Here is a 23,172-nt window from a genome sequence, read left to right as displayed (position 1 = left end):
CGACCATGTACGTCACAGTCTGAAATAAATTAAAAACGATATAGGAGGATTTATCATGAACAATGCATCAAGTGCTTTAAAGGTGGCAGCAGGCATCTTTCTGACCATCGCCCTTATTACGATTGTGGTTCTATTGTTTATTTCGGCTCAGGAGGCAACCAAAACGGCACAGAACAATTTTGCCGATATCCAGACCGAGTTGTCCCAAGCTGCATTTACCGTGTATGACGGAACAACCATTAGCGGATCACAAGTCACAAATGCGTTGCGTAAATATGCGGACAAGGATCAGTTCGGTATTCAAGTTATTACAGGTAAAAACAAGGGGGGTCAATGGTATGGCAATCAGTTGAACATATCCCAGGATCTCAATAACGCAGATTACGGTTCAGTGATTTCTCCAGATGATAAAGTAGGTATTATTAATCAAACTATGAGTGAAAAAGACAACCAATATGTCAATCCAAGTGGTAAATTCAAAGCAATTATCGTAAAAGACAGATCCAATGTGGTAAGAGGGCTTATTTTCCAGCAATCCTGACAGGAGTTGGTTTAACATGTCCCAGAATACACAGCAGCTCATGTTGTTCTGTACGGCGGTTGTCCTATTTGTGACAGCCTGCCTGTACGGGCAGCAGAATGTTCGGGTTCTTTCAGACGCTTTGAATCACTTGGTGCAGACGACAGCAGACATGGAAGGACGGCTGAATACCACTCTGCGTATAAGTGAGCCAATCCGTTATAGTGGTGCGGAAGTGTTACACACTGTGAGGCAAATGACAGGGACAACGGTCAGCGTGGAGGTGGACGGGATTGCATATGTCATTGATCCCCTTGTAAACAGAAGAGGAACCATTCCTGTCCAGCTTGCTGCTTCGTATAGACCCGAGTTCATAAGAAGTGAGGCTGGCGAACTGCTGAAGATTGCATTTTGGAAGGAGGCCAGTACACCTTGATTAACGCTGCATCCAAGCTGCTTGCTGTTTTGCTGGCAGTGATTTTGCTTTATGTATATCCGGCAGCAGAGACTGCAGATCGACAGGATGACGTGGCACGCATGACCGTTGTTCAGACGGTTACCCGTTTTGTTGATGCAGTCAGAACAAAGGGATACATTTCCCCTGTCATGTATACAGAATTCGAAGAACAGATGGCCCAAACGGGGAATGCCTATGAGATTTCCATGGAGCATTTGCACAAAAAATATGTTCCTCATTACTCAGATCCGATGGATCAGAGCACATTTTCTGGCACCTATGAAACCGTACAAGATGGCTATTATTCAGCCCAAATTAAAGCAAAGCTGTTTCCTTCGTCCGGTGTGCTAGCTTTAGACGATCCTGGGCGCAGATATACACTGGCAATGGGGGATTTCTTCACTGTAACCGTCAAAAATACCAATCGCACACCTGCCATGTTGATTCGTGAGTGGTTGAACGGGTCTGCACATGCTGCAGCCGTGTTTACCACATATGGGGGTATGGTGCTCAATGAAGATTACTGATCTTTCTATTGTGTTTGTGCTTATCTTTTTACCTATATTCTGGGTTATTTCTCACAATACAGACAATGCCCAAGAGGCACAATATTTAAGCAATCGATATAAGATGGCACTTCAGACTGCCGTACTGGATGCAGGGGCTGTGATGCATCAAAATGAGAAGCAAAACGATGAAGCAGGGTATGATTCGACCAAATTTGTAAAAGCGGACAAAGAGCTTGCCTTGACTACCTTTACCCAAACACTGGCGCTAAATATGGGGATTCAGGATGATCCTGCTGCTATACGGGCCATGTTTAATTACATTCCTGCAATGGTCGTGCTGGATTATGATGGTTATTATATTTTGGCGAACGAAACTGAGATGACTGGTGATCTTGAAGATTCATTCCGGCAAGTTTGGAGTCCTAAAAAGCCCTATACATATTCTGATTCAAATGGTAGCAGTATTAACTTCACACTCGATGGGTATGTGTATGCCTATGATGCAGGCTTGGGCATGTGGGTTGAGGGTTTCCAGAAAGAACTGGCCTCCAGCACACAAATCCCTCTGCTTCAGAATGCCGAGACGTTTGAGCAGGTCAGACGAGGCCGGATCGTGACAAGTGTGCAGGAAGATTTGGCAGATGTTATTAACCGGCATAATGAGTTTGCAAGAAGGAATGGTGTTTCCTACACCTTTACCATGCCTTTGATTTCTCAGGAAGACTGGTACAATTCGATTAATGATACGGGGCTGATGGCGTTTATTCAGGGAATACCTGTAGGTAACCAAAAGATTAACAATTATGCCATTGGTGGTGGCAGACTGGTGAAGAAAACAGCGATCGTTGGCGGAGTTGATCCTGTAAGTGGAATTAAATACTATTACCCTTCCACATGTAGCAATGGTTACAGAGCCGAAGAAGTGTTTACAAATGCCAAACAAGCGGCAGCACAAGGTTATTTTGAGTATAACTGTTCCATAAATTAAAGGCAGTTTGTTTGTAATATAAAAGCGAGGTTGCATGAGATGTTTACATTACTTTCAGAAAAGGCGACACCTGTGCTAAAATAGGGTTTCGGAACGATAGTAATGTCCAATAGATAGGAGCAACCTCATCTTATGAGTTTATTGTCAGTAGAGAACGTGAGTCACAATTTTGGAGACCGCACGTTATTTAAAAATGTATCTTTTCGTTTACTTGCCGGAGAGCGTGTAGGTCTTGTTGGTGCAAATGGTGTGGGTAAGTCCACACTGATGAACATTCTTACCGGGAAATTGTTAAAGGACGAAGGGAAGGTCGAATGGACCCCCAAAGTTCGTTATGGATATCTGGATCAGCATACCAAGCTCACGCCTGGAAAAACGATTCGTGATGTGCTTAAGGATGCGTTCCTGCCCTTGCTTGAGTTGGAAAAAGAAATGATGTCTATTACGGATCAGATGGCAGACGCCGATCCGGACAAGCTCGAATTGTTGCTGGAAGAAATGGGTGACATTCAGGAGCAACTGGAGCAAGGTGATTTTTATCTGATTGATGTGAAAGTGGAAGAGATGGCAAATGGACTGGGCTTGTCCGCCATCGGCCTAGATCGTGACGTGGCCGCGCTTAGTGGTGGTCAACGTACGAAGGTATTGCTTGCCAAGCTCTTACTGGAGAAACCAACTGCACTTCTGTTGGATGAGCCGACGAACTATCTCGATGTGGAACACATCGAATGGCTGACGCGTTACCTGAAGGATTACCCGTATGCGTTTATTCTGATTTCGCATGATACAGAGTTTATGAATGAGGTCGTTAACGTTATTTATCATCTGGAATTTGCCAAGTTGACGCGTTATGCAGCGAACTATAACAAATTCCTTGAAATGGCCGACATGAATAAGGCGCAACATATTGATGCTTATGAGAAACAGCAGGAGTTTATCAAGAAGCAGGAAGATTTCATTCAGCGGAACAAAGCCCGCGCTTCCACTTCAGGTCGTGCCAAGAGCCGTGAGAAGCAGCTCGGCAAGATTGAACGGATTGATCGTCCAGACGAAGCAGCCAAACCCACATTCAAATTCAAGGATGCCCGGGCGAGTAGTAAAACCGTCTTTGAGGGTATTGATTTTGAAATCGGATATTCATATGCATTATTGCCTAAAATGACGATGACGATTGAGCGTGGCGAGAAAATTGCCATTGTTGGATGTAACGGTGTAGGTAAATCCACACTGCTCAAGACGATCTTGGGGAAAATCCCACCAATTAGCGGTAAGACTTTCTTGGGGGACTATCTGGAAACAGCCTATTTCGAACAGGAAGTACGTGCAGGTAATATTACCCCGATCGAAGATGTGTGGAATGAGTTTTCTCATCTGACACAGAATGAAGTCCGGGGCCATCTCGCACGTTGTGGATTAAAAAATGAGCATATCACCCGCCCGCTTAACGCGCTTAGTGGTGGTGAACAAGCCAAGGTTCGTTTATGTAAGCTTCTGATGCGTGAAAGTAACTGGATTTTGTTCGATGAGCCCACAAACCATTTGGATGTAACCGCAAAAGCAGAGCTGAAACGTGCCCTGCAGGAATTCAAGGGTACCGTGCTGCTCGTATCCCATGAACCTGAATTTTATGAAGGTTGGGTAACCAAAACGTGGGATGTTGAAGCTTGGTCCGACAAACAATAGTTTCTACGAAATTCTTCGCACCAGAAACAGCAACTTCGTTAACTACATGACTTCAGCAATGGTGAACAACGTAATTCATGGAAATGTACGGTGACAAAAAAAGGTGTCTATGGTAACATAGGCTACAGCTTCATATGAACACTAGGGGGGCCGCACGATGCGGCTGAGATGGAAGAATGCGATTCCGGACCCTTTGTACCTGATCTGGATCATACCAGCGTAGGGAAGTGGCGCGTTTCAGCTAATGACAAAGAGCTTTATCGTTGACTTTGCGATATGGCCTGCAAGATGAATCATGCAGTTCTATGTATACAGCGTTGCGACTATGGATGGTTTCTATAGTTGTTGTGCGTTATGTATAGAGTAATTGCATGCGACAGTCATTCAGTTGATCCATGAATTTTAAATTCGTGGCCACTCCCCTACGGGAGTGGCTTTTTTGTTGTTGTATATCAGCTTAAATCATGCAAGAGGAGGGCGAATAGGACGGTAATCTTCCACGAACATGTAATAACAAGATCATTCGAACTGCATGTGGTTTCACCAGGTACAGGAGACTTGGGCTCTTTTCTGAATATTGCTAAGGGTATATGGCGGTGGGTCGATTATATCCACATTCGGGAAAAAAAGCTGACCCTTGAAGAACAGATGTATTGGGCGCAAGGTCTAAAAACACAAGGTGTTCCATCTGACCGAATCATTATGAATGGCTCAGATCAGCTGGATCAATATGCTTCAATTGGTGGTGTGCATTGGGGTCAAGCAGTTACTCGCAGCTATGATAAGGATGAGTTGAGGAGAGTCGATCGGCTGCGCGTAGGCATATCGGTTCATTCTCTGGAAGAAGCAAAAGTTGCAGAAGAACAGGGAGCGGATTATCTCTTTTATGGGCATGTCTATGCTTCAAATAGTAAACCGAATTGCGAACCCAGAGGGCTAAGTGCGTTAGCTGAGGTATGCTCTAATGTTTCGATTCCCGTGATCGCGATTGGCGGGATTAGTCCTGAGAATATTGCTGCCATTCGAACTGCTGGTGCTAGAGGAGCCGCTGTAATTTCAACGATTTGGACGACCGATAAGCCGGAAGTAGCTGCCGCTTCATTGCGACAGGCGATCACGGATTCAGACAAGTACGCCGGACCAAGGAGATGAAGATCTTGAGAGAGGAAGCAAGAAGTCGAAGCAGGAATCGTTCAGGCTATCATCCAGGAATAGTTTCGGGAAGTAAAGTTGGAGCGGAAGTTGGAGGCAAGCTTCATGCAGAAACCATTATTGTAGGTGGAGGAGTTATCGGATGTGCCATCGCATGTGAACTCGCTACTCGAGGCCATGACGTTCTTCTGGTTGAGCGGGCGCGGATCGCTGGGGGAACTTCCTGTGCAGCCGCAGGCATGCTTGCTGCTGATAGTGAGGAATTCACTCATGCTGTAATGGCAAAGCTTGCAAGGCAGAGCAGAGCTTTGCTTCATGAGCAGAAGGAACGGATCAGTTCGCTTAGCGGAGTGGAAATGGGGCTGCAACAGCATGGATTTATTACTCCTTTTCGTTCATACAGTGAGGTCAGCAGTTACAAGAATGATCGTAGATCGTCTACCTTATCTACAGAACATATTTGGTGGGATCGTATTGCTGTCCAACAGGAAGCTTCATGGTTAAACAGGGATACGTATGGAGCATTTTACAGACCTTCCGAGAGCGAGGTTCTTCCTGTCAACTTAACGCAGGCTTATGTCAGATCGGCTCAAGCCATGGGTGCAAGGGTGATGGAAGGGGTACAGGATGTCCGTTTGCATACGAATGTAAACGGTGTGCAAGGAATCGAGACTTCAATAGGAACGATGACATCGAGAAATGTAATTATTGCTACAGGGTTACATGGTAAAGAATTGATGAGACATGTAGGTCTGAAATCGCCTGTTTTACCAGTAAAGGGGGAGATTGCAGCCGTGCAGTTTTCTCCCCACCATGCCGGGTACAGGCCAGACAAAACGGTGTATGCAGAGGATATATATATTGTTCCCAAAGCCAATGGAGAAGTATGGATCGGTGCAACAAGCCTTCCTGGAAGAACAGACATGAAAGTTTCGGTACAAGGCATTCAGAAGCTGCTTACAGCTGCAACAAACTGGGTACCTGGCATGAAGGAAGCACATTTTATCCGAGCGTGGGCTGGTGTCCGTCCTTCGACTCCGGATGGATTGCCCTATGTGGGGGCTTGTGATAGTGTACCGGGTTTATTCGCTGCTTTTGGACATTATCGTAACGGCATATTGCTTAGTGCAATTACAGCCAGCCTTATGGCTGACTTGATTTGTGGCAAAACCTCGGAAGAACTGGGGATTCAGGACCTTTGTCCAGAACGTTTGAACATAAAGGAGATGTTGCAGTGAACATCATTGTCAACGGACAAACCATGCAAATTGAAGATAGCTTAAATCGTGTAGATAAATTGCTCCATTCATTTAATTTGCAAGTAAAAACCGTCGTGGTTGAATTGAATCGGCAAATTTTAACGCGGGAATATCATGAAACGACGGCGTTAAGAGACGGAGACCGAATTGAAATTGTACATTTTGTGGGAGGCGGTTGAATTATGTTGAGGATTGGAAATTATACGTTTGAGTCTAGATTGCTGCTGGGTACAGGCAAATTTTCGGACTTGGAAGTGCAGAGCCAGGCGGTTGAAGCCTCCGGTACGGAAGTATTAACGTTCGCGGTTCGGCGTTTGAACTTGGAAGATCGGAACAAACAGCACTTTCTGGACACACTGGATTTGAAAAGATATACCCTGCTTCCCAATACAGCGGGTGCTGCAACAGCAGAGGAAGCTGTGCGAATCGCTGAACTAGCTCGGGCTTCAGGACTTTGTGATATGATAAAAGTAGAAGTTATCGGCGATGGAATCACATTACTTCCTGACCCAATTGAAACCTATAAAGCTTGCGAGATCTTGCTTGAAAAGGGCTTTACGGTACTGCCTTATATCTCGGACGATGTTATTCTGGCCAAGCGATTGCAACTACTCGGCGTACATGCTGTTATGCCTGGGGCTTCACCCATAGGGGCGGGGAGAGGAATTATTAATCCCTATAATCTGGAGATTATTATTGAACAAGCCGTCGTTCCTGTTATTGTGGATGCAGGACTTCGAGCACCTAAAGATGCTGCTCATGCGATGGAGCTGGGAGCTGACGGTGTATTGTTGAATACGGCTGTCTCCGGATCAGGAGATCCGGTAAAGATGGCGAAGGCCATGCGAATGGGGGTTGAAGCAGGCAGACTGGCTTATGAGGCAGGCATGATTCCCGTTAAGCGCTATGCAGCAGCTAGTAGTCCGGCGGAAGGAATGATTCATACATGACTAATCAGACACGATCTTCTGAACAGGGAGACCGCTATTCCAGACAGGAACGGTATGCACCTATCGGTAAGGAAGGTCAGCATAGATTGAATAACAGCAAAGTATTAATTGTTGGAGCGGGCGCGCTTGGTACGGGTATTGCGGAAACATTGGTACGTTCAGGAATTGGCCATATTACTATTGCAGATCGTGACTATGTGGAGTGGAGCAACCTACAACGACAGCAATTATATATTGAGCAAGACGCCATTCAGCGAATGCCCAAAGCGATGGCAGCGAAAAAGCGCCTATCTGACATTAATTCTAACGTTGAGGTTGTAGGCAAAGTGATGGACGTCAGAGTAGATGAACTGGAAGAACTGGTTCAGAACGCAGACTTGATCATGGATGCAACAGATAATTTTGATACCCGGCTATTAATAAATGATATGTCTCAGAAGTATCGTATTCCGTGGATTTATGGAGGATGTGTGGGCAGTTATGGAATTACCTACACGTTTCTGCCTGGAGAAACGCCTTGTTTAAACTGCTTGTTGGGTGAGGTTCCGTTAGGTGGGGATACCTGTGACACATCAGGCATTATCCCTCAGGCGGTGCAGATGGTTACGGCTAATCAGACTGCCGAAGCAATGAAGCTTCTCAGTGGTAATTCAGGTGCACTGAGACGCAAGTTGTTATCATTCGATGTGTGGAGAAATGAATACATATCCATTAACGTCGACGGTGCCCGAAAAGAAGATTGTCCTTCCTGCGGAGTAAAGGCTAACTATCCGTACCTCTCTGCCTCAAACCTGGAAAAAACAGACGTATTATGTGGTAGGGATACGGTACAGATTCGCCCTTCACGGCGAATGAATCTGGATTTACAACATACGGCTGATCGTCTCGGTAAGTTGGATGAAGGCAAAGTGGAGGTTAATCCATTTTTGGTTTCTTTTACAACGGGAGCGCACAGGATGGTCATTTTTCAGGATGGTCGTGTCCTTGTTCATGGAACAAAAGACACGGCAGAGGCGCGTACGCTGGTTCACCGGTACTTTGGTTAGAGAAAAATTAAATGAATGTTCCGCGTCCGTTCCTTCCGGGAATGGACTTTTTCATTTTACGGCATGATAAACATACAACAATGCTGCGATGCACAGTGGTCACAAGGATGTGGAGACCAAGTGTAGTTTAAACCAACAAATGTAGCAGCGTACAAGACAGGCCGGGTGAAAAAATGAAAACATCCATATTACTGGTTGGCAGGGGCGATCTGGTTTCTTTTATTCAAGGCATACTGTGTGCAGAAGGGTACCAAGTCGAGCAAATGGAATGGACAGATCTGAACCGTATTTCTGAACTAACACTCACGAATCTCAATATGATCATATTAATGAATGAAGGGTGTCATGAAGATACCCTGAAAAATGGACTAGAGTCTTTTGTGCACGTAGGTGTCACCTCCCCATTACTTGTGATAACTCCCAAGATATCGCCTGAATTGATTGTGGAATTACTCGATTACGGCGCTAATGATGTGATAGAAGCACCTATTCACGGTAATGTGATGATGGCCAGAATACGGAATCTTTTACGTGTGTTCTCGCATGCTTCACAGGAAGATGAAGAAGTCATTGTAGTACATGACCTCAAGGTCAATCTGCGTTCACGTCGTGTAAGTCGTGCAGGCGAATATCTGGTATTAACTCCGAAAGAATACGAATTGCTGGAATTTTTGGCTCGTCATGTGAATGAGGCGTGTCCCCGGAGCGTTATTTTAAGGGAAGTATGGGGGTATGATTTTGCAATGGATACTAATGTGGTGGATGTATATATCAAACATTTACGAGTGAAGGTGGATAAGGGGAGGAGTGTCAAATTAATTCATACCGTTCGTGGCATCGGTTATATGCTTCATACTCAATAAAAGAGGTCGTATCACCGAACATAGTTCCTGTTTTCCACATAACTCCTGTTTGGAGAGAGAACTTCATTGGGTAAATATAAAAGGACCGGATCATCAGATCCGGCCCTACTCGCTTCGTTATTTTCGGAATATGAGCTACAGTACGCGGCGAGCTTTAATATATGTTTTTTTCCAGTTCCCCGAGTTCAAGTCGGAGAGAGTTACACCTGGTGATCCGTACGTGTGCAGAACTTTTCCGTCGCCTGCATATACGCCTACGTGAGTAATATTGGAGCCTGTAGAGCGACTACCGCTGGAGAAGAAGACGAGATCTCCCACTTGCAGATTAGCTTTGGAAACAGCTACACCTTCTTGGGATTGCTTAACGGATGTACGTGGCAGGTCTACACCATACTTTTTGAAGATGTATTTCATAAAAGAAGAGCAGTCAAAATTTTTGGTTGTAGAAGTTGACGCACCAAATTTATATGGAGTTCCTGTAAAGGTTTTACCATAGTTCACGATTTGTTGTCCTGTGGATACAGAAGCGCTTGCTGCCTGTGCGACAGGTGCATTAGTCATTAATACAGCTCCAAAACCTAGTGTAGCGCACAACCCGACGGTTACGGCCTTTTGGACAAAGATGTTTGTTTTCATGTGAGTACCTCCAAAATTCGTTTTCGTTTAGTTGCTAGAGCGAGTATAACAGCTTTGTAACAGCCTAGAAATTGGATGGAACCTGATTCTCCCTAGGGCCGCAACGGTTTGGGTTTGTTTATTAAAATACCATTAAAAATGTCAAAAAATTAATCATTGACGAAGCTCGAATGTTACAAAAATAGAAAAGACCCTTGATATTCAAGGGTCTTTGTTGTTTTATGCTCTTATTTTTAATCTAAATCATAGGTTACAAAAACGTAATAAGTATAGGCGGAAGGTTAATCTTTGCTCTGAATAATGAGTAATAACCCACTATCAATAGAGACGGTGCCAGACTTTCCGAGCAGTTTGTTGCTAATCCCCAAAGATTGTCCCATGCGTATAGTAGCTTGATCTAGCGGGTACATGAAACCTTCCAGTGTGATACCTGTTACTTCATTAGTAAGTGGGAGCAGGGAGATGTACTCATATCCGCGGTCTTCCACAAAAGCTTCGGAGGTCGTTAGCATCATATAATTGTGTTCATCCTGCAGAGTACAGGAAATATGATGCTGCATAGCGCGGACCATAATATGTACGTTAGCCAGTGTATGATCCATGCGTGTGCCCGTTGCGCCCAACATAAGAATGTCAGTAGGCTCAAGATCCAATGCTGTTTCAAATGCCATCTCGGTATCGGTCAAATCCTTATGCACAGGATCACAGGTGATTATCCGTTCGCTGTTATCTCGTACCTTCTCCCGTTCCTGTTCGGTAATGGAATCAAAATCACCTACTGCGATATGTGGTTGAATCCCATGTTCTATTAAGAACAACGCCCCACGATCAGCTGCGATAATGATGTCATCCTTACCGATTTCTTTTAGAAATTGAGGAGAGAGGTTTCCCCCCGTAAAAATAACAATTCGTTTCTTAGTCATTCTATTTCATCCTTCCTAATCAATAAAGAAACAATTCACTTCTAATTAAGGTGTTAGAATGATGCAAAAATCATTCACAAAACCAGTATAATCCACAAAATGTGGTTGCACAATTTCGGCATGCGCGGATACAATGGGTAGAGCAACATGGAGATGACTTGAAAAGTGAGGTTTGAACAGGTTGGACTTGCACATTTTTGAAGTATTCAGCATTATAGGTACCATTGCATTTGCAATGTCCGGAGCTTTCGTGGCAATGGAAGAGGAATATGATATTTTAGGTGTGCTGGTACTGGGACTCGTGACCGCATTTGGAGGCGGAGTCATTCGTAATGTTCTCATTGGTGTACCCGTAACGATGCTGTGGAGCCAGGGAATGCTGATTATGCTCGCCCTTATATCTGTAGCGATTGCTTTCGTACTACCTCTTAAGTGGATTGGTCACTGGAAGCGGACAGAAGCGCTGTTCGATGCGATTGGACTTGCAGCATTTGCGATTCAAGGGGCGTTATACGCAGCCAATATGGGACATCCCATTAGTGCGGTTATTGTAGCCGCAGTGATGACCGGTATAGGCGGAGGAATCATTCGTGATCTGCTGGCTGGCAGGAAGCCATTGGTACTGCGTGATGAAATTTATGCCGTGTGGGCAATAACAGCTGGTTTTGCCATAGGTATGGGATGGTTCACAACCAACGTTGGGCTGTTAATATGTTTCGCCGCAGTTGTGTTCTTCCGAATGTGTTCTGTTCATTATAAATGGAAGCTGCCTCGTCGTTCTCTGGTACAAACGGAGAGTGTGAAACCTCAGACAGCACCAGCGCCACTTAACCGCACCTTGAGTAAGGGGGAATAACATGATTAACGTTTTGTTTGTATGTTTAGGCAACATATGCCGCTCACCAATGGCTGAGGCTGTCCTCCGTCATAAAGTGAGTGAAAGAGGACTTGATCAGCAGATTTCAGTGGACTCAGCAGGTACAGGAGACTGGCATGTTGGCAAACCTCCGCATGAGGGGACACGATCATTGCTGGATTCATATCAAATTTCTTATGCCAACATGGCGGCAAGACAATTTGCGAGTGCGGACTTCACACATTTTGATTACATTATATGCATGGATGATTCCAACGCAGCTAACGTAAGAAGTGTAACAGGTGGTGAGGATGCGGAAATTATCAAGATGATGGATCTGCTGCCGAACGAGACGCTCCGTGAAGTACCCGACCCGTATTATACGGGGAATTTTGAAGAAGTATACAGGCTGGTTGATGCAGGCTGCGACGTGTTGATGGATCGGATTGAAAAGGAACATTCTTTGATATAACAATTGGTGATGTTCTCTAGGAATGACTTGTGTGATACAAGAGAAGAAGCTGGAACGGACAAGCAGGTGAGCCTGCTTCTTTTTTGAACGTTCATGTAAGCGGTACCATGTGAATGTAAAACATAAGCGGCATTTCAGCCGCCTGTTCAATAATCGAATTAATTTTCTTGAAGAAAGTAAAGCAATGCTTCCGGCAGCTCGTTCTGCCAGAATCCCCATTGGTGATGCCCGTCTTTCTCCTGATAGGAGACAAGCGCACCTCGTTTTTCCAGCAAATCACGGGTATCCCGGTTTAATTGAACAAAATCATATGTGCCGGTATCGGCTTCAAAGGCAGTCTCCTGCAAACCAACAATCATCCAGATCGATAACCAGGACAAGTCTTCAGCTGCAGCGTAGATTTCCTGGGAAGCGGAGTAGTAAGCTCCAGACATGCTGATGACACGTGTAAACAGGTCTGGATAGAGTAGAGCAAGATGAAGCGAAACGCTGCCACCCAGTGAGTCTCCGGCAAGAACACGTTCCTGCGGAGAGCGGCGCACAGGATATTTCTCTTCTACATAGGGAATAATCTCTTCAGCGAAGCATGAGGTATACGCCTTGAACCGATCGCCGAAAGGGGCGTATTCCTGAGTTCTTACAGACACGTCAACCTGAACTCCTACTATAATGAAAGGTTCGGCTCCCTCGTCGAGAATGATGCGGTTGGCAGTGGTGGCGATACGTCCAAAGTTGAAAAATTCTTCACCGTCCTGACAATATACGACAGGGTAAGATAACAATTCGTTATAGCCTGGGGGAAGATAAATTCGTAATGTGCGCTTCTCTCCGAGATAGCGGCTCTCAATCTCTTCCTTTACAATCGTGCGTTTCAAATAGCGGGAATCCGTCATAAAACGTCACCTTTCTCGGTTAATTTTTGCATTCGACCGCGCAATACGGTAAGATTAACCTTGTGCGGGGATAGGTCAAATACGCAAACATGTATTATGCTGTTATACCAATATTAAGCCCCTGTTATACATACAATCCGGAAGGAAACATAAAAAAATTACGGATATCTTTGACGTATGCAGTGAAACAGGTGTATAATTATATTATAACAGCGGAACTTGATATTCAAATTTTTTGTTGAGGTGAAGAAAAAAATGAGCAAGGTTCCTTATGAAGTATATACGGAGGATGTAGAAGCTCTGTCCGTGCTGTCTCCTGACGGCGAAATCGTTAACAAAGACATGATGCCTAAGCTTTCCGACGATCAATTAAAAGAAATTATGTATCGCATGGTATTTACCCGTACTTGGGATGACCGTGCAGTAAACCTGGGCCGTCAAGGTCGTCTTGGTTTCTATGCTCCAGTATCTGGTCAAGAAGCTACAATGGTTGGTAGTGAATTTGCAATTGAAAAAGAAGACTTTGTATGTCCTGGCTATCGTGACATTCCGCAACTCGTGTGGCATGGACTTCCTCTTTATCAAGCGTTCCTGTACTCCCGTGGACACCAACATGGTGGACAAATTCCGGATGGCGTTAATGTATTGATGCCGCAAATCATCATTGGTGCACAAATCCTGCACGCAATGGGTATTGCTATGGGTTACAAATTGAAGAAACAAAAACAAGTTGTAATTACGTACACAGGTGATGGTGGTTCTTCAGAAGGTGACTTCTATGAAGGTCTGAACTACGCTGGTGTTTACAAATTGCCTGTTATTTTCTTCGTACAAAACAATGGTTATGCCATCACAACTCCTTTTGCTAAACAAACGGCAGCTCTGTCCATCGCTCACAAAGCGGTAGCAGCAGGTATCAAAGGTGTTAAAATTGATGGTATGGACATCTTCGCAGTTATCAAAGCGGTTCAGGAAGCTGCTGAACGTGGTCGTAACGGCGAAGGCGCAACTCTGATCGAAGCAGTAACTTACCGTTTCCGTCCTCACTCCCTTTCTGACGATGCTTCCAAGTATCGTACAAAAGAAGAAGAGGCTGAATGGAATGCTAAAGATCCAATCGCACGTTTTGCTAAATATCTGGAGAAAAAAGGTCTGTGGACTGAAGAAGATACAGCACGTGTGAAAGAAGAAGCAAAAGCAAAAGTGAACGAAGAGATCAAAAAAGCGGAAAAAACCGAGAAAATGACGATTTCAGGCTTGATCGACAGCATGTTCGAACAAACGCCTAAGCACTTGGAAGAGCAAAAAGCTGATTTCCAATAAGTTTTTTCCGATAAAGCATAAACATCCGGGACGGGTTCCGGTGTCCCGGTATACATGTATGAATTCAAATGTGAACTGTCAATGTTTAAGGAGGAAATGAAGCAAATGGCACAAATGAACATGAAAGAAGCAATCCGTGATGCGCTTCGCGTTGAGTTGAAACGTGATCCTAACGTTCTGCTTTTCGGTGAAGACGTAGGTAATGTAGGCGGCGTTTTCCGTGTAACGGAAGGTCTGCAAAAAGAGTTTGGCGAAGAGCGTGTATTTGATACTCCACTCGCTGAGTCCGCTATTGGCGGTCTGGCTGTTGGTTTGGGTGTTCAAGGTTTCCGTCCGGTTGCCGAGATCCAATTCGTTGGTTTTATCTTCGAAGCCCTTGACCAAATGGTAGTTCAAGCAGCTCGTATGCGTTTCCGCTCCGGCGGTAAATATAATTCTCCAATCGTATTCCGTACACCATTCGGTGGCGGTGTAAAAGCGGCAGAATTGCACACAGATTCCCTTGAAGGTTTGCTTACGCAAACTCCGGGTATTAAAGTGGTAGTGCCTTCTAACCCTTACGATGCAAAAGGTCTTATGATCGCTTCTATTCGCGACAACGACCCCGTATTCTTCATGGAGCACTTGAACTTGTACCATGCATTCCGTGCAGAAGTACCTGAAGAAGATTACACAGTTGAGCTGGGCAAAGCGAACGTTGTTCGTGAAGGTTCTGATGTAACTATCATTACTTACGGTATGATGGTTCACACTTCTGTGAAAGCAGCAGAAGAGCTCGAAAAACAAGGAATCAAAGTTGAAGTTATCGACCTTCGTACGGTTAGCCCGATCGACATCGACACTATCGTTGCTTCCATTAAGAAAACAAACCGTGCAATTGTTGTACAGGAAGCTCAAAAGAGCGCAGGTGTTGCAGCTGAAGTCATTGCACAAATCAATGAAAAAGCAATCCTGCACTTGGAAGCTCCGGTTCTGCGTGTAGCTGGTCCGGATACTGTATATCCATTTGCACAAATCGAAGATACATGGCTTCCTAACCCAGCACGTATCGTTGCTGCGGTTAACAAAGTCGTAAATTTCTAATTTAATCATCTGACATGCCGCAAGGCGCAGTATGGTGATCCACACCGCAGCGCAAGCTGCACTGTAAACAGCCATTAGCCCCTTGAGTAACAGTTTATTGCATTAGCAGTAACGGTTGTTTCTTGGAGTTAAGGGTTGTTTTCAGGATTGAGACATAATCAAGGAGGTTTTTCAGTTGGCTAAATTTGAATACAAATTCCCTGAACTGGGCGAAGGCCTTCACGAAGGCGAAATCATCAAGATGCACATCAAAGTCGGTGACAAAGTAACTGACGACGACATCATCATGGAAGTACAGAATGACAAAGCGGTCGTTGAAGTACCTTGTCCGGTTAACGGCACAGTAACAGAAGTATTCGCAAAAGATGGCCAAGTTTGCCACGTTGGCGAAGTTGTTGCAATCATCGATGCTGAAGGTGAGCTTCCAGAGCAAGACGACGCTCCTGCAGGCGAACAAGAAAAAGATGCAGCTCAAGGTGGAGCTGACACAAGCGGTTCTTCCGCAGCAGCTTCCAGCTCGGATGCAGCTAAAGAAGGCGGAAACAACAGCGTTCCGGCAGTACCTGCCAAAGACGTTCTGGCAACACCAAGCGTGCGTAAATTTGCTCGCGAACAAGGCGTAGACATCGCTCAAGTTAACGGTACTGGCAACAACGGTAAAGTTACCAAAGAAGATGTTGAATCCTTCAAAAACGGTGGCGGTTCTTCCGCAGCGGCATCTTCCGAAGCTCCGGCTCAAGAAGAGAAAAAATCCGCAGCACCAGCAGCTGCTGCAGCTGATCAACGTGTGGAAGAAGAGCGCGTACCATTCAAAGGTATCCGTAAAGCGATCTCCAATGCGATGGTTAAATCGGCTTACACAGCTCCTCACGTTACAATCATGGACGAAGTGGACGTAACTGAACTGGTTGCTTTCCGTACTCGCATGAAACCTATCGCTGAGAAAAAAGGTACAAAAGTAACTTATCTGCCATTCATTGTTAAAGCTCTGGTTGCTGCTTCCCGTGAGTTCCCAGCATTGAACGCTATGATTGATGAAGAAGCTAATGAAATTGTATACAAAAAATACTACAACATCGGTATCGCTACAGATACAGACAACGGCTTGATCGTTCCTGTTATCAAAGATGCTGATCGTAAATCCATCTGGATGATCGCTGATTCCATTCGTGATCTGGCAGCTCGTGGCCGCGATGGCAAATTGAGCGCGAACGAAATGAGAGGAAGCACAATCTCCATCAGTAACATCGGTTCTGCTGGCGGTATGTTCTTCACTCCGATCATCAACTTCCCTGAAGTTGCAATTCTCGGAACTGGACGCATCAGCGAAAAAGCCGTTATTAAAAATGGCGAAGTTGTTGCAGCACCTGTAATGGCTCTTTCCCTGAGCTTTGACCACCGTATCATCGATGGCGCAACAGCACAAAACTTTATGAACTACATTAAACAGCTGCTCGCTAACCCTGAGCTGCTTGTTATGGAGGTGTAAGATATGGTAGTAGGCGACGCTTCTCTCAATATCGACACATTAGTAATTGGTGCGGGTCCTGGTGGCTATGTAGCTGCCATCCGTGCTGCTCAACTGGGCCAAAGCGTATTGATCGTAGACAAATCCGAACTGGGTGGCGTTTGTTTGAACCGCGGATGTATTCCATCCAAAGCCCTGATCTCGGCTGCACACCAATATGAGTCTGCATTGCACGGCGAAGCTTTTGGTATCTCTGCTGAGAACGTAAAAGTGGACTTCAGCAAAACTCAAGAATTCAAAAACGGCGTTGTTAAGAAAATGACTGGCGGCGTAGCTGGTTTGCTCAAAGGCAACAAAGTTGAAGTTTTCAACGGTGAGTGCATGTTCATTAACGAAAACGAAGCTCGTGTATTTAACGATCACGAGTCTCCACGTTACAAATTCAAAAATGCAATCATTGCAACAGGTTCCCGTCCAATCGAACTGAAACCTTTCCCGTTTGGCGGACGCATTCTGTCTTCAACAGAAGCTCTGAACTTGCCTGAAGTTCCAAAAAGCATGATCGTTATCGGTGGCGGTTATATCGGTGCTGAGCTTGGTCAAATGTACTCCAAATTCGGTGCTAAAGTAACAATTATCGAAGGTTTGGATACTGTACTGCCAGGTTTCGATAAAGACATGACTAGCCTCGTAGCTAAAAACATGAAGAAAACAGGCATCGAAATCGTAACGGGTGCAAAAGCTGAAAGTGCTGAGCAAACGGATAAAGATGTAACTGTTAAATATTCCGTAAATGGTGAATCCAAAGAAGTAACTGCAGATTACCTGCTGGTTACTGTTGGACGTCGTCCAAATACAGACGGAGAGCTTGGTCTGGACCTGATTGGCGTAGACGTTGACGAGCGTGGCTTCGTTAAAGTTGATCACCAAGGCCGTACTAGCATTCCTCACATCTTTGCAATCGGTGATATCGTATCCGGTCTGGCACTTGCCCACAAAGCTTCTTATGAAGGTAAAGTGGCTGCTGAAGCGATCGCAGGACAACCATCTGTAGTTGACTACAAATGTATGCCTGCAGTTGTGTTCACAGATCCTGAGTGCTCCAGCGTAGGTTACACTGAGAAAGAAGCTAAAGAAAAAGGCTACAAAGTAAAAGCTGGCAAATTCCCTTATGCGGGTAATGGCCGTGCTGTATCTTTGAACCACGCTGAAGGCTTCGTGAAAATCGTAGCTGACGAAGAAACAGGTCTTGTACTGGGTACTCAAATCGTAGGTCTGGAAGCTTCCAACCTGATTGCTGAGCTTGGACTCGCAATTGAAATGGGTGCGACTTTGGAAGATTTGGCGCTGACTATTCACGCTCACCCTACTTTGGGCGAAATCGTGATGGAAGCTGCGGAACTGGTTATGGGTCACCCGATCCACATCATTTCCCGCTAATATCGTCTAAGCTTCGGATTCGTCCGGCATTATACGTAAATCAAGAAGGGATGGATAACGTGTTACAGCGTTGTCTGTCCCTTTTTTTATGTGAACACCTAAAGAGAGAGCCTGTTAATGACATGAATTAATGAGGTTCAGTAGCACTTAAATCAATTAAGCACCATGCAATCAGAAGCTTAATGTGGTACACTGTAACAACCAATATGACAGCGGAGGGCTTAGGTCGATGCTGTTTTTTTAAAATAAGGCAAATTGGAGCAAACACCAGTTGTGTGAATGTTCTTGTTTGTTTTTATTGCTATGAAATTAGAAGTGCGAGGGGAATATAATTTGAAAAACTATCTCGATTTATTACAGGATATCTTGGATACTGGCGTGCATAAGGGAGATCGCACCGGAACTGGAACACAGTCGGTATTTGGCAGACAGCTCAGATACGACCTATCCGAAGGGTTCCCGCTGGTAACAACTAAGCGAATCCATCTGAAATCAGTCATTCATGAGTTGTTGTGGTTTTTGAGCGGGGATACGAATATATCCTATCTCAAGGAAAACGGCGTGAAGATCTGGGACGATTGGGCTGACGAGAATGGCGACCTAGGTCCGGTATATGGATCACAATGGCGTACTTGGGAAGCACCAAACGGGGAGAAGATCGATCAGATTGCTGCCGTTATTGATTCGATCAAGAATAATCCAGATTCACGGCGTCACCTCGTTAGTGCCTGGAATGTGGCGGAGATTAACAACATGAAATTGCCTCCTTGTCATTTCGCGTTTCAGTTCTATGTGGCTGAGGGTAAACTATCGTGTATGCTTACCATGCGTTCTGTAGATACGTTCCTCGGGTTGCCATTTAACATTGCCAGCTATGCGCTGCTGACACATATGATTGCGCAGCAGTGTGATCTTGAAGTGGGAGAGTTCATCTGGTCCGGTGGGGACGTTCATATCTACTCGAACCATGTGGAACAAGTGAAAACGCAGTTGGAGCGTGAACCGTTCGCGTTGCCTAAATTGGTAATCAAGCGCAAGCCGGATTCCATTTTCGATTATACGTTTGATGATTTTGAGTTTGAGAACTATCAGCATCATCCGGGTATTAAAGCCCCGATTGCCGTATAAACAGACACGGATTGAAGGAGTGTGAAATCTTGAGCATTGAACTTGTATGGGCGATGGGCGAGAATGGTGTCATTGGATTGAATAATTCCATTCCGTGGCGTTTGCCTAAAGATATGGCCTTTTTCAAGCAACGTACGTTGAACAAAACCATTATTATGGGACGTAACACATGGGAGTCCTTTGGAGGCAAGCCGCTTCCGCAACGTCGGAATATTGTTGTAACAAGAGATCTGAACTACCAAGCGAATCAGGCTGAAGTGGTGCATACGATTGAAGAGGGTCTGGAAGTTACAAAAGGCGAAGAGCTCTGCGTCATTGGCGGTTCCCAGGTCTATCGTGAGTTTTTGCCGCTCGCAGATCGTCTGGTGGTGACCAAAATCCATGAGAATTTTGAGGGGGATACTTTTTTCCCGGATGTAGATTGGTCGGAGTGGGAGCTAACAGAACAGATCGAAGGCGAGCAAGATGAAAAAAATGTTTATGCATATACGTTTGAGTTCTACGAACGAAAACGGTAAAAGGGTCATAAGATGAAGTAGAAGAGCCCAAACATATGCTATTTACGAAGTATAGGGGCGCTGATTTGCGAAATATTCGTGAACAGCGTCTTTTCTTTTAGAAATAGAATGAAATAAATACGAATTAACATATAAATGACATAAATATGACGTAAAAATAACGAAAAAATGAATGCAATACATATCCCCTTATTCACTCTGTGGTAAAAAAGTATAAAAATTGTGGGAATTCACCGTTGTAAAGCCCTAAAATCAGTTATTGTTCGGATTTGTAGCCTAAAACAGCATAAATTGTTGTTTTTAATGACAAATTATCTCACATTTAAATGACGTTTCGTCCGTTTTTTCATCAATTAAACGCCTGGTTTTGTACAGCAAAACCTTAGAAATAACCATTTTAAGGGTATTGACCATGGGTAGACTTGGACGATATGATGTATAAAATACAAATAATTATTCGGATAATCCATTTAATATTCAGCATGCAAAGTGCTACTATAATTGAAATATCTTCGAGAAGATTTTGTGATACAATATACAAAAACTCAAACATGAGTAATCCATTTCATATAGAACCATGCAGATGAAGGGATTAAGACAAGAACGGATGGGGGAAAACGTAAGATGTCTACACCTACTGGATTTATGGAATACAAACGGCAGCTGCCTGCGGACCGCCAACCAGCGGAGCGGGTTAAGGATTGGGAAGAGTTTCATAAACATATGGCTGAAGAAGAGCTCAGAACACAAGGTGCACGATGCATGGATTGTGGTACCCCGTATTGCCATACAGGTATAGATATGACTGGCGGAACGTCGGGCTGCCCTGTGCATAACCTGATTCCAGAATGGAATAATCTGGTGTATCGTGGTTTGTGGAGAGAGGCGCTTGATCGTCTGCACAAAACGAATAATTTCCCTGAGTTTACAGGTCGTGTCTGTCCTGCTCCTTGTGAAGGTTCATGCACAGTGGGACTGATCGGTGAACCTGTAACCATCAAAACGATTGAAGAAGCCATTATTGAAAAGGGTTTTGAAGAAGGATGGGTAGTTCCCCAGCCACCGGAGAAACGTACGGGTAAACGTGTAGCAGTTGTAGGTTCAGGTCCAGCAGGACTGGCTACAGCAGCTCAGTTAAATAAAGCAGGTCACTCGGTAACGGTATACGAGCGCTCCGACCGTGTCGGCGGTTTGCTGATGTATGGTATCCCTACGATGAAATTGGACAAAAACGTCGTTCAGCGTCGTGTTGATTTGTTGGAAGCAGAAGGCATTCAATTTGTAACAAACACGGAGATCGGTAAAGATATTGCTGCGCAGCAACTGGTGGATGATTATGATGCGGTTGTCCTGTGCGGCGGTGCAACCAAACCACGTGAGTTTAACATTGAAGGCAGTGACTTGAAAGGCGTACATTACGCCATGGATTTCCTGAATGGCAGCATCAAAAGTTACCTGGACTCCAACCTTGAGGATGGTAACTACCTGTCAGCACAGGACAAGGATGTTATCGTCATCGGTGGCGGGGATACAGGTTCCGACTGTGTAGCTACATCACTTCGTCATGGTTGTCGAAGCATTACACAATTTGGTACACATACTCAGGCTCCTATGGAACGTGATCGCATTAACAACCCTTGGCCGCAATTCCCGAACGTATATACTCTTGATTATGCACAGGAAGAAGCGAAAGCATTGTTCGGTGACGATCCGCGTGAGTTCTCCATCATGACGACCAAATTTGTGGGTGACGACGAGGGTAATCTCAAAGAACTTCACACCGTTCAAATCGAGCGTATTGTAGATGAGACGGGACGTAAGATCTATCAGCCGATTCCGGGTACAGAGCGCGTCTTCCCAGCTCAAATGGCCATGATTGCTATCGGTTTTGACGGACCGGAACAGACTCTTGTGGAGCAACTCGGACTTGCAACAGACCGTCGTACCAATGTTAAGGCGCGTTACGGCAAATACAATACCAATGTGGATAAAGTATTTGCAGCAGGTGACATGCGTCGTGGTCAAAGTCTGGTTGTATGGGCAATTAATGAAGGCCGTGAAGCTGCCCGTGAAGTGGACAAATACTTGATGGGTGCTACAGTTCTCGTATAAAGAATAATGAGCCGTATATGGATATGGATTTGCAATTTTTTAATAAAATATATAACTGATTCAATAAAACTCTCGCAATTAGCGGGGGTTTTTTGTTGTTTTTAAGATAACATGAGACGTTCAGCTACAATTATTTTAGACAACTGTGAGGTATAGCATTGCTTTTTATCTCATAAAGATTTATTATTACATTATAATGATTATAAATAAGAAACGTATTGACACTTAATTAAAAACTACACGAATTGTGAAATTATAATATCCGGAGGTGCAATCTTTATGGCAAGTAACCGGGACAAATCCATTTCAGAACAGATTGATGACATTAAAAAACAGTTGGTTGCAAAAGGGTATAAGCTGACACAGCAACGAGAAGTTACGGTACGTGTGTTACTTGAGCATGAGAAGGATCATTTTAGCGCAGAGGAAGTGTTTCTGCTAGTCAAGGAACAATTCCCCGAGATTGGCTTGGCTACGGTATATCGTACGCTTGAACTGCTTAGTGACCTACAGGTCGTAGAAAAGATTAACTTTGGGGACGGTGCTGCGCGCTTCGACCTGCGAAGTACGGATGGCTCACATCACCATCATCATTTGATTTGCACAGAGTGTGGCACTGTAGAAGAGATCATGGAGGATGGCTTGCTTCGTTTGGAACAACAAATCGAGCGTCAGTACGGCTTTGCCGTTACAGACCATCGACTTGATTTTCAGGGCGTATGCAAAGAGTGCAGAGCGAAGCAGGCTTTGAATGAACAGGCAGCAGGGTAAATCCAATGGGGAGGATGCTCCCGCAACCAAAATCTGATATAATAAGTTTCAGAAGCAAGGGGCTTCCGTGGGCGGAAGGCCCCTTTTTGCCGTCATCTGGACGGTGAAGGAGGAGAGATGGA

Annotated in this window: 24 protein-coding genes and 1 riboswitch; of the genes, 21 read left to right on the top strand and 3 right to left on the bottom strand. The window is 44.8% G+C overall.

All coding sequences use genetic code 11. The features are described 5' to 3' along the window. Positions 1 to 55: 55 nt before the first annotated feature. The 11 genes from A6049_RS01235 to A6049_RS01185 all read left to right on the top strand — a co-directional run bounded on the left by A6049_RS01235 (position 56) and on the right by A6049_RS01185 (position 9,427). Positions 56 to 541, top strand: coding sequence for a hypothetical protein (locus A6049_RS01235; RefSeq protein ID WP_063562843.1), 486 nt, complete (start codon positions 56 to 58; stop codon positions 539 to 541). 16 nt (positions 542 to 557) lie between these two features. Continuing rightward, positions 558 to 956 (top strand): hypothetical protein, encoded by a 399-nt coding sequence (locus A6049_RS01230; protein ID WP_063562842.1) that lies wholly within the window; start codon positions 558 to 560, stop codon positions 954 to 956. Further along, positions 953 to 1,504, top strand: a complete 552-nt coding sequence (locus A6049_RS01225) for a hypothetical protein (protein WP_063562841.1) — start codon at positions 953 to 955, stop codon at positions 1,502 to 1,504. The genes A6049_RS01230 and A6049_RS01225 overlap by 4 nt, the downstream gene beginning before the upstream one ends. Then, positions 1,491 to 2,474, top strand: coding sequence for a hypothetical protein (locus A6049_RS01220; protein ID WP_063562840.1), 984 nt, complete (start codon positions 1,491 to 1,493; stop codon positions 2,472 to 2,474). The genes A6049_RS01225 and A6049_RS01220 overlap by 14 nt, the downstream gene beginning before the upstream one ends. A 132-nt stretch (positions 2,475 to 2,606) precedes the next feature. Continuing rightward, on the top strand, positions 2,607 to 4,157 hold the full coding sequence (locus tag A6049_RS01215) for an ABC-F family ATP-binding cassette domain-containing protein (RefSeq protein ID WP_063562839.1): 1,551 nt from the start codon (positions 2,607 to 2,609) through the stop codon (positions 4,155 to 4,157). A gap of 133 nt (positions 4,158 to 4,290) precedes the next feature. Continuing rightward, positions 4,291 to 4,400: riboswitch (TPP riboswitch) on the top strand. A gap of 315 nt (positions 4,401 to 4,715) precedes the next feature. Continuing rightward, positions 4,716 to 5,309 (top strand): thiamine phosphate synthase, encoded by a 594-nt coding sequence (locus tag A6049_RS01210; protein WP_205411978.1) that lies wholly within the window; start codon positions 4,716 to 4,718, stop codon positions 5,307 to 5,309. A 5-nt stretch (positions 5,310 to 5,314) separates the two neighbouring features. Next, positions 5,315 to 6,547 (top strand): glycine oxidase ThiO, encoded by a 1,233-nt coding sequence (thiO, locus tag A6049_RS01205; protein ID WP_161490515.1) that lies wholly within the window; start codon positions 5,315 to 5,317, stop codon positions 6,545 to 6,547. Beyond that, positions 6,544 to 6,747: a sulfur carrier protein ThiS gene (gene thiS, locus A6049_RS01200; protein ID WP_063562837.1), complete on the top strand. Its 204-nt coding sequence runs from the start codon at positions 6,544 to 6,546 to the stop codon at positions 6,745 to 6,747. The genes thiO and thiS overlap by 4 nt, the downstream gene beginning before the upstream one ends. Positions 6,748 to 6,750: 3 nt before the next feature. Continuing rightward, positions 6,751 to 7,518 (top strand): thiazole synthase, encoded by a 768-nt coding sequence (locus tag A6049_RS01195; protein ID WP_063562836.1) that lies wholly within the window; start codon positions 6,751 to 6,753, stop codon positions 7,516 to 7,518. Beyond that, positions 7,515 to 8,564 (top strand): MoeB/ThiF family adenylyltransferase, encoded by a 1,050-nt coding sequence (locus A6049_RS01190; RefSeq protein WP_063562835.1) that lies wholly within the window; start codon positions 7,515 to 7,517, stop codon positions 8,562 to 8,564. The genes A6049_RS01195 and A6049_RS01190 overlap by 4 nt, the downstream gene beginning before the upstream one ends. 173 nt (positions 8,565 to 8,737) lie before the next feature. Continuing rightward, positions 8,738 to 9,427, top strand: coding sequence for a winged helix-turn-helix domain-containing protein (locus A6049_RS01185; RefSeq protein ID WP_063562834.1), 690 nt, complete (start codon positions 8,738 to 8,740; stop codon positions 9,425 to 9,427). A gap of 135 nt (positions 9,428 to 9,562) precedes the next feature. On the opposite strand, the gene A6049_RS01180 is transcribed toward A6049_RS01185, so the two are convergent. Together A6049_RS01180 and A6049_RS01175 are read right to left on the bottom strand one after the other, a co-directional pair. Next, on the bottom strand, positions 9,563 to 10,063 hold the full coding sequence (locus tag A6049_RS01180) for a C40 family peptidase (protein WP_053780904.1): 501 nt from the start codon (positions 10,061 to 10,063) through the stop codon (positions 9,563 to 9,565). A gap of 281 nt (positions 10,064 to 10,344) precedes the next feature. After that, entirely contained in the window at positions 10,345 to 10,986 is a 642-nt protein-coding gene (locus A6049_RS01175) for a thiamine diphosphokinase (protein ID WP_063562833.1), read from the bottom strand. 187 nt (positions 10,987 to 11,173) lie between these two features. On the opposite strand from A6049_RS01175, the gene A6049_RS01170 reads away from it, so the two are divergent. Then, entirely contained in the window at positions 11,174 to 11,842 is a 669-nt protein-coding gene (locus A6049_RS01170; protein WP_063563197.1) for a trimeric intracellular cation channel family protein, read from the top strand. A 1-nt stretch (position 11,843) separates the two neighbouring features. Then, positions 11,844 to 12,314, top strand: a complete 471-nt coding sequence (locus A6049_RS01165; RefSeq protein ID WP_063562832.1) for a low molecular weight protein-tyrosine-phosphatase — start codon at positions 11,844 to 11,846, stop codon at positions 12,312 to 12,314. A gap of 158 nt (positions 12,315 to 12,472) precedes the next feature. Here A6049_RS01165 and A6049_RS01160 read toward each other — a convergent pair whose 3' ends face one another. After that, positions 12,473 to 13,207 carry an alpha/beta hydrolase gene (locus A6049_RS01160; protein WP_063562831.1) on the bottom strand — a complete coding sequence of 245 codons (735 nt, stop codon included), beginning with the start codon at positions 13,205 to 13,207 and terminating at the stop codon, positions 12,473 to 12,475. A 255-nt stretch (positions 13,208 to 13,462) separates the two neighbouring features. Here A6049_RS01160 and pdhA point away from each other — a divergent pair, with 255 nt between their 5' ends. From pdhA to fur, 8 genes are all read left to right on the top strand, one after another. Then, on the top strand, positions 13,463 to 14,530 hold the full coding sequence (gene pdhA / locus A6049_RS01155; protein ID WP_053780908.1) for a pyruvate dehydrogenase (acetyl-transferring) E1 component subunit alpha: 1,068 nt from the start codon (positions 13,463 to 13,465) through the stop codon (positions 14,528 to 14,530). Between the two features lie 105 nt (positions 14,531 to 14,635). Further along, a complete protein-coding gene (locus tag A6049_RS01150; RefSeq protein WP_062325380.1) occupies positions 14,636 to 15,613 on the top strand; it encodes an alpha-ketoacid dehydrogenase subunit beta in 978 nt (325 codons plus the stop codon). Between the two features lie 175 nt (positions 15,614 to 15,788). After that, positions 15,789 to 17,102 (top strand): dihydrolipoamide acetyltransferase family protein, encoded by a 1,314-nt coding sequence (locus tag A6049_RS01145; protein WP_063562830.1) that lies wholly within the window; start codon positions 15,789 to 15,791, stop codon positions 17,100 to 17,102. A 3-nt stretch (positions 17,103 to 17,105) separates the two neighbouring features. Next, entirely contained in the window at positions 17,106 to 18,521 is a 1,416-nt protein-coding gene (lpdA, locus tag A6049_RS01140) for a dihydrolipoyl dehydrogenase (RefSeq protein WP_063562829.1), read from the top strand. A gap of 333 nt (positions 18,522 to 18,854) precedes the next feature. Next, positions 18,855 to 19,649, top strand: coding sequence for a thymidylate synthase (thyA, locus tag A6049_RS01135; protein WP_063562828.1), 795 nt, complete (start codon positions 18,855 to 18,857; stop codon positions 19,647 to 19,649). A gap of 29 nt (positions 19,650 to 19,678) precedes the next feature. Beyond that, positions 19,679 to 20,167: a dihydrofolate reductase gene (locus A6049_RS01130; RefSeq protein WP_072733281.1), complete on the top strand. Its 489-nt coding sequence runs from the start codon at positions 19,679 to 19,681 to the stop codon at positions 20,165 to 20,167. Positions 20,168 to 20,791: 624 nt separating this feature from the next. Further along, the gene (locus A6049_RS01125; protein WP_024633996.1) at positions 20,792 to 22,279 is read left to right on the top strand and encodes a glutamate synthase subunit beta; all 1,488 of its coding nucleotides are present in this window, start codon (positions 20,792 to 20,794) and stop codon (positions 22,277 to 22,279) included. A 303-nt stretch (positions 22,280 to 22,582) separates the two neighbouring features. Further along, a complete protein-coding gene (fur, locus tag A6049_RS01120; RefSeq protein WP_024633997.1) occupies positions 22,583 to 23,050 on the top strand; it encodes a ferric iron uptake transcriptional regulator in 468 nt (155 codons plus the stop codon). Positions 23,051 to 23,172: the final 122 nt, after the last annotated feature.

The organism is Paenibacillus sp. O199, from assembly GCF_001636635.1.
Taxonomy (GTDB): Bacteria; Bacillota; Bacilli; order Paenibacillales; family Paenibacillaceae; genus Paenibacillus; species Paenibacillus marchantiae.
The sequence above is the reverse complement of the archived record's forward strand: the minus strand, read 5'-3'. Positions and strand labels throughout refer to the sequence as shown.

Coding starts and splice junctions, on each gene's coding strand:
- A6049_RS01235 (WP_063562843.1), top strand. CDS start 56: ATGAACAATGCATCAAGTGCTTTAAAGGTGGCAGCAGGCATCTTTCTG.
- A6049_RS01230 (WP_063562842.1), top strand. CDS start 558: ATGTCCCAGAATACACAGCAGCTCATGTTGTTCTGTACGGCGGTTGTC.
- A6049_RS01220 (WP_063562840.1), top strand. CDS start 1,491: ATGAAGATTACTGATCTTTCTATTGTGTTTGTGCTTATCTTTTTACCT.
- A6049_RS01215 (WP_063562839.1), top strand. CDS start 2,607: ATGAGTTTATTGTCAGTAGAGAACGTGAGTCACAATTTTGGAGACCGC.
- A6049_RS01195 (WP_063562836.1), top strand. CDS start 6,751: ATGTTGAGGATTGGAAATTATACGTTTGAGTCTAGATTGCTGCTGGGT.
- A6049_RS01190 (WP_063562835.1), top strand. CDS start 7,515: ATGACTAATCAGACACGATCTTCTGAACAGGGAGACCGCTATTCCAGA.
- A6049_RS01185 (WP_063562834.1), top strand. CDS start 8,738: ATGAAAACATCCATATTACTGGTTGGCAGGGGCGATCTGGTTTCTTTT.
- A6049_RS01180 (WP_053780904.1), bottom strand. CDS start 10,063: ATGAAAACAAACATCTTTGTCCAAAAGGCCGTAACCGTCGGGTTGTGC.
- A6049_RS01175 (WP_063562833.1), bottom strand. CDS start 10,986: ATGACTAAGAAACGAATTGTTATTTTTACGGGGGGAAACCTCTCTCCT.
- A6049_RS01165 (WP_063562832.1), top strand. CDS start 11,844: ATGATTAACGTTTTGTTTGTATGTTTAGGCAACATATGCCGCTCACCA.
- A6049_RS01160 (WP_063562831.1), bottom strand. CDS start 13,207: ATGACGGATTCCCGCTATTTGAAACGCACGATTGTAAAGGAAGAGATT.
- pdhA (WP_053780908.1), top strand. CDS start 13,463: ATGAGCAAGGTTCCTTATGAAGTATATACGGAGGATGTAGAAGCTCTG.
- A6049_RS01150 (WP_062325380.1), top strand. CDS start 14,636: ATGGCACAAATGAACATGAAAGAAGCAATCCGTGATGCGCTTCGCGTT.
- lpdA (WP_063562829.1), top strand. CDS start 17,106: ATGGTAGTAGGCGACGCTTCTCTCAATATCGACACATTAGTAATTGGT.
- A6049_RS01125 (WP_024633996.1), top strand. CDS start 20,792: ATGTCTACACCTACTGGATTTATGGAATACAAACGGCAGCTGCCTGCG.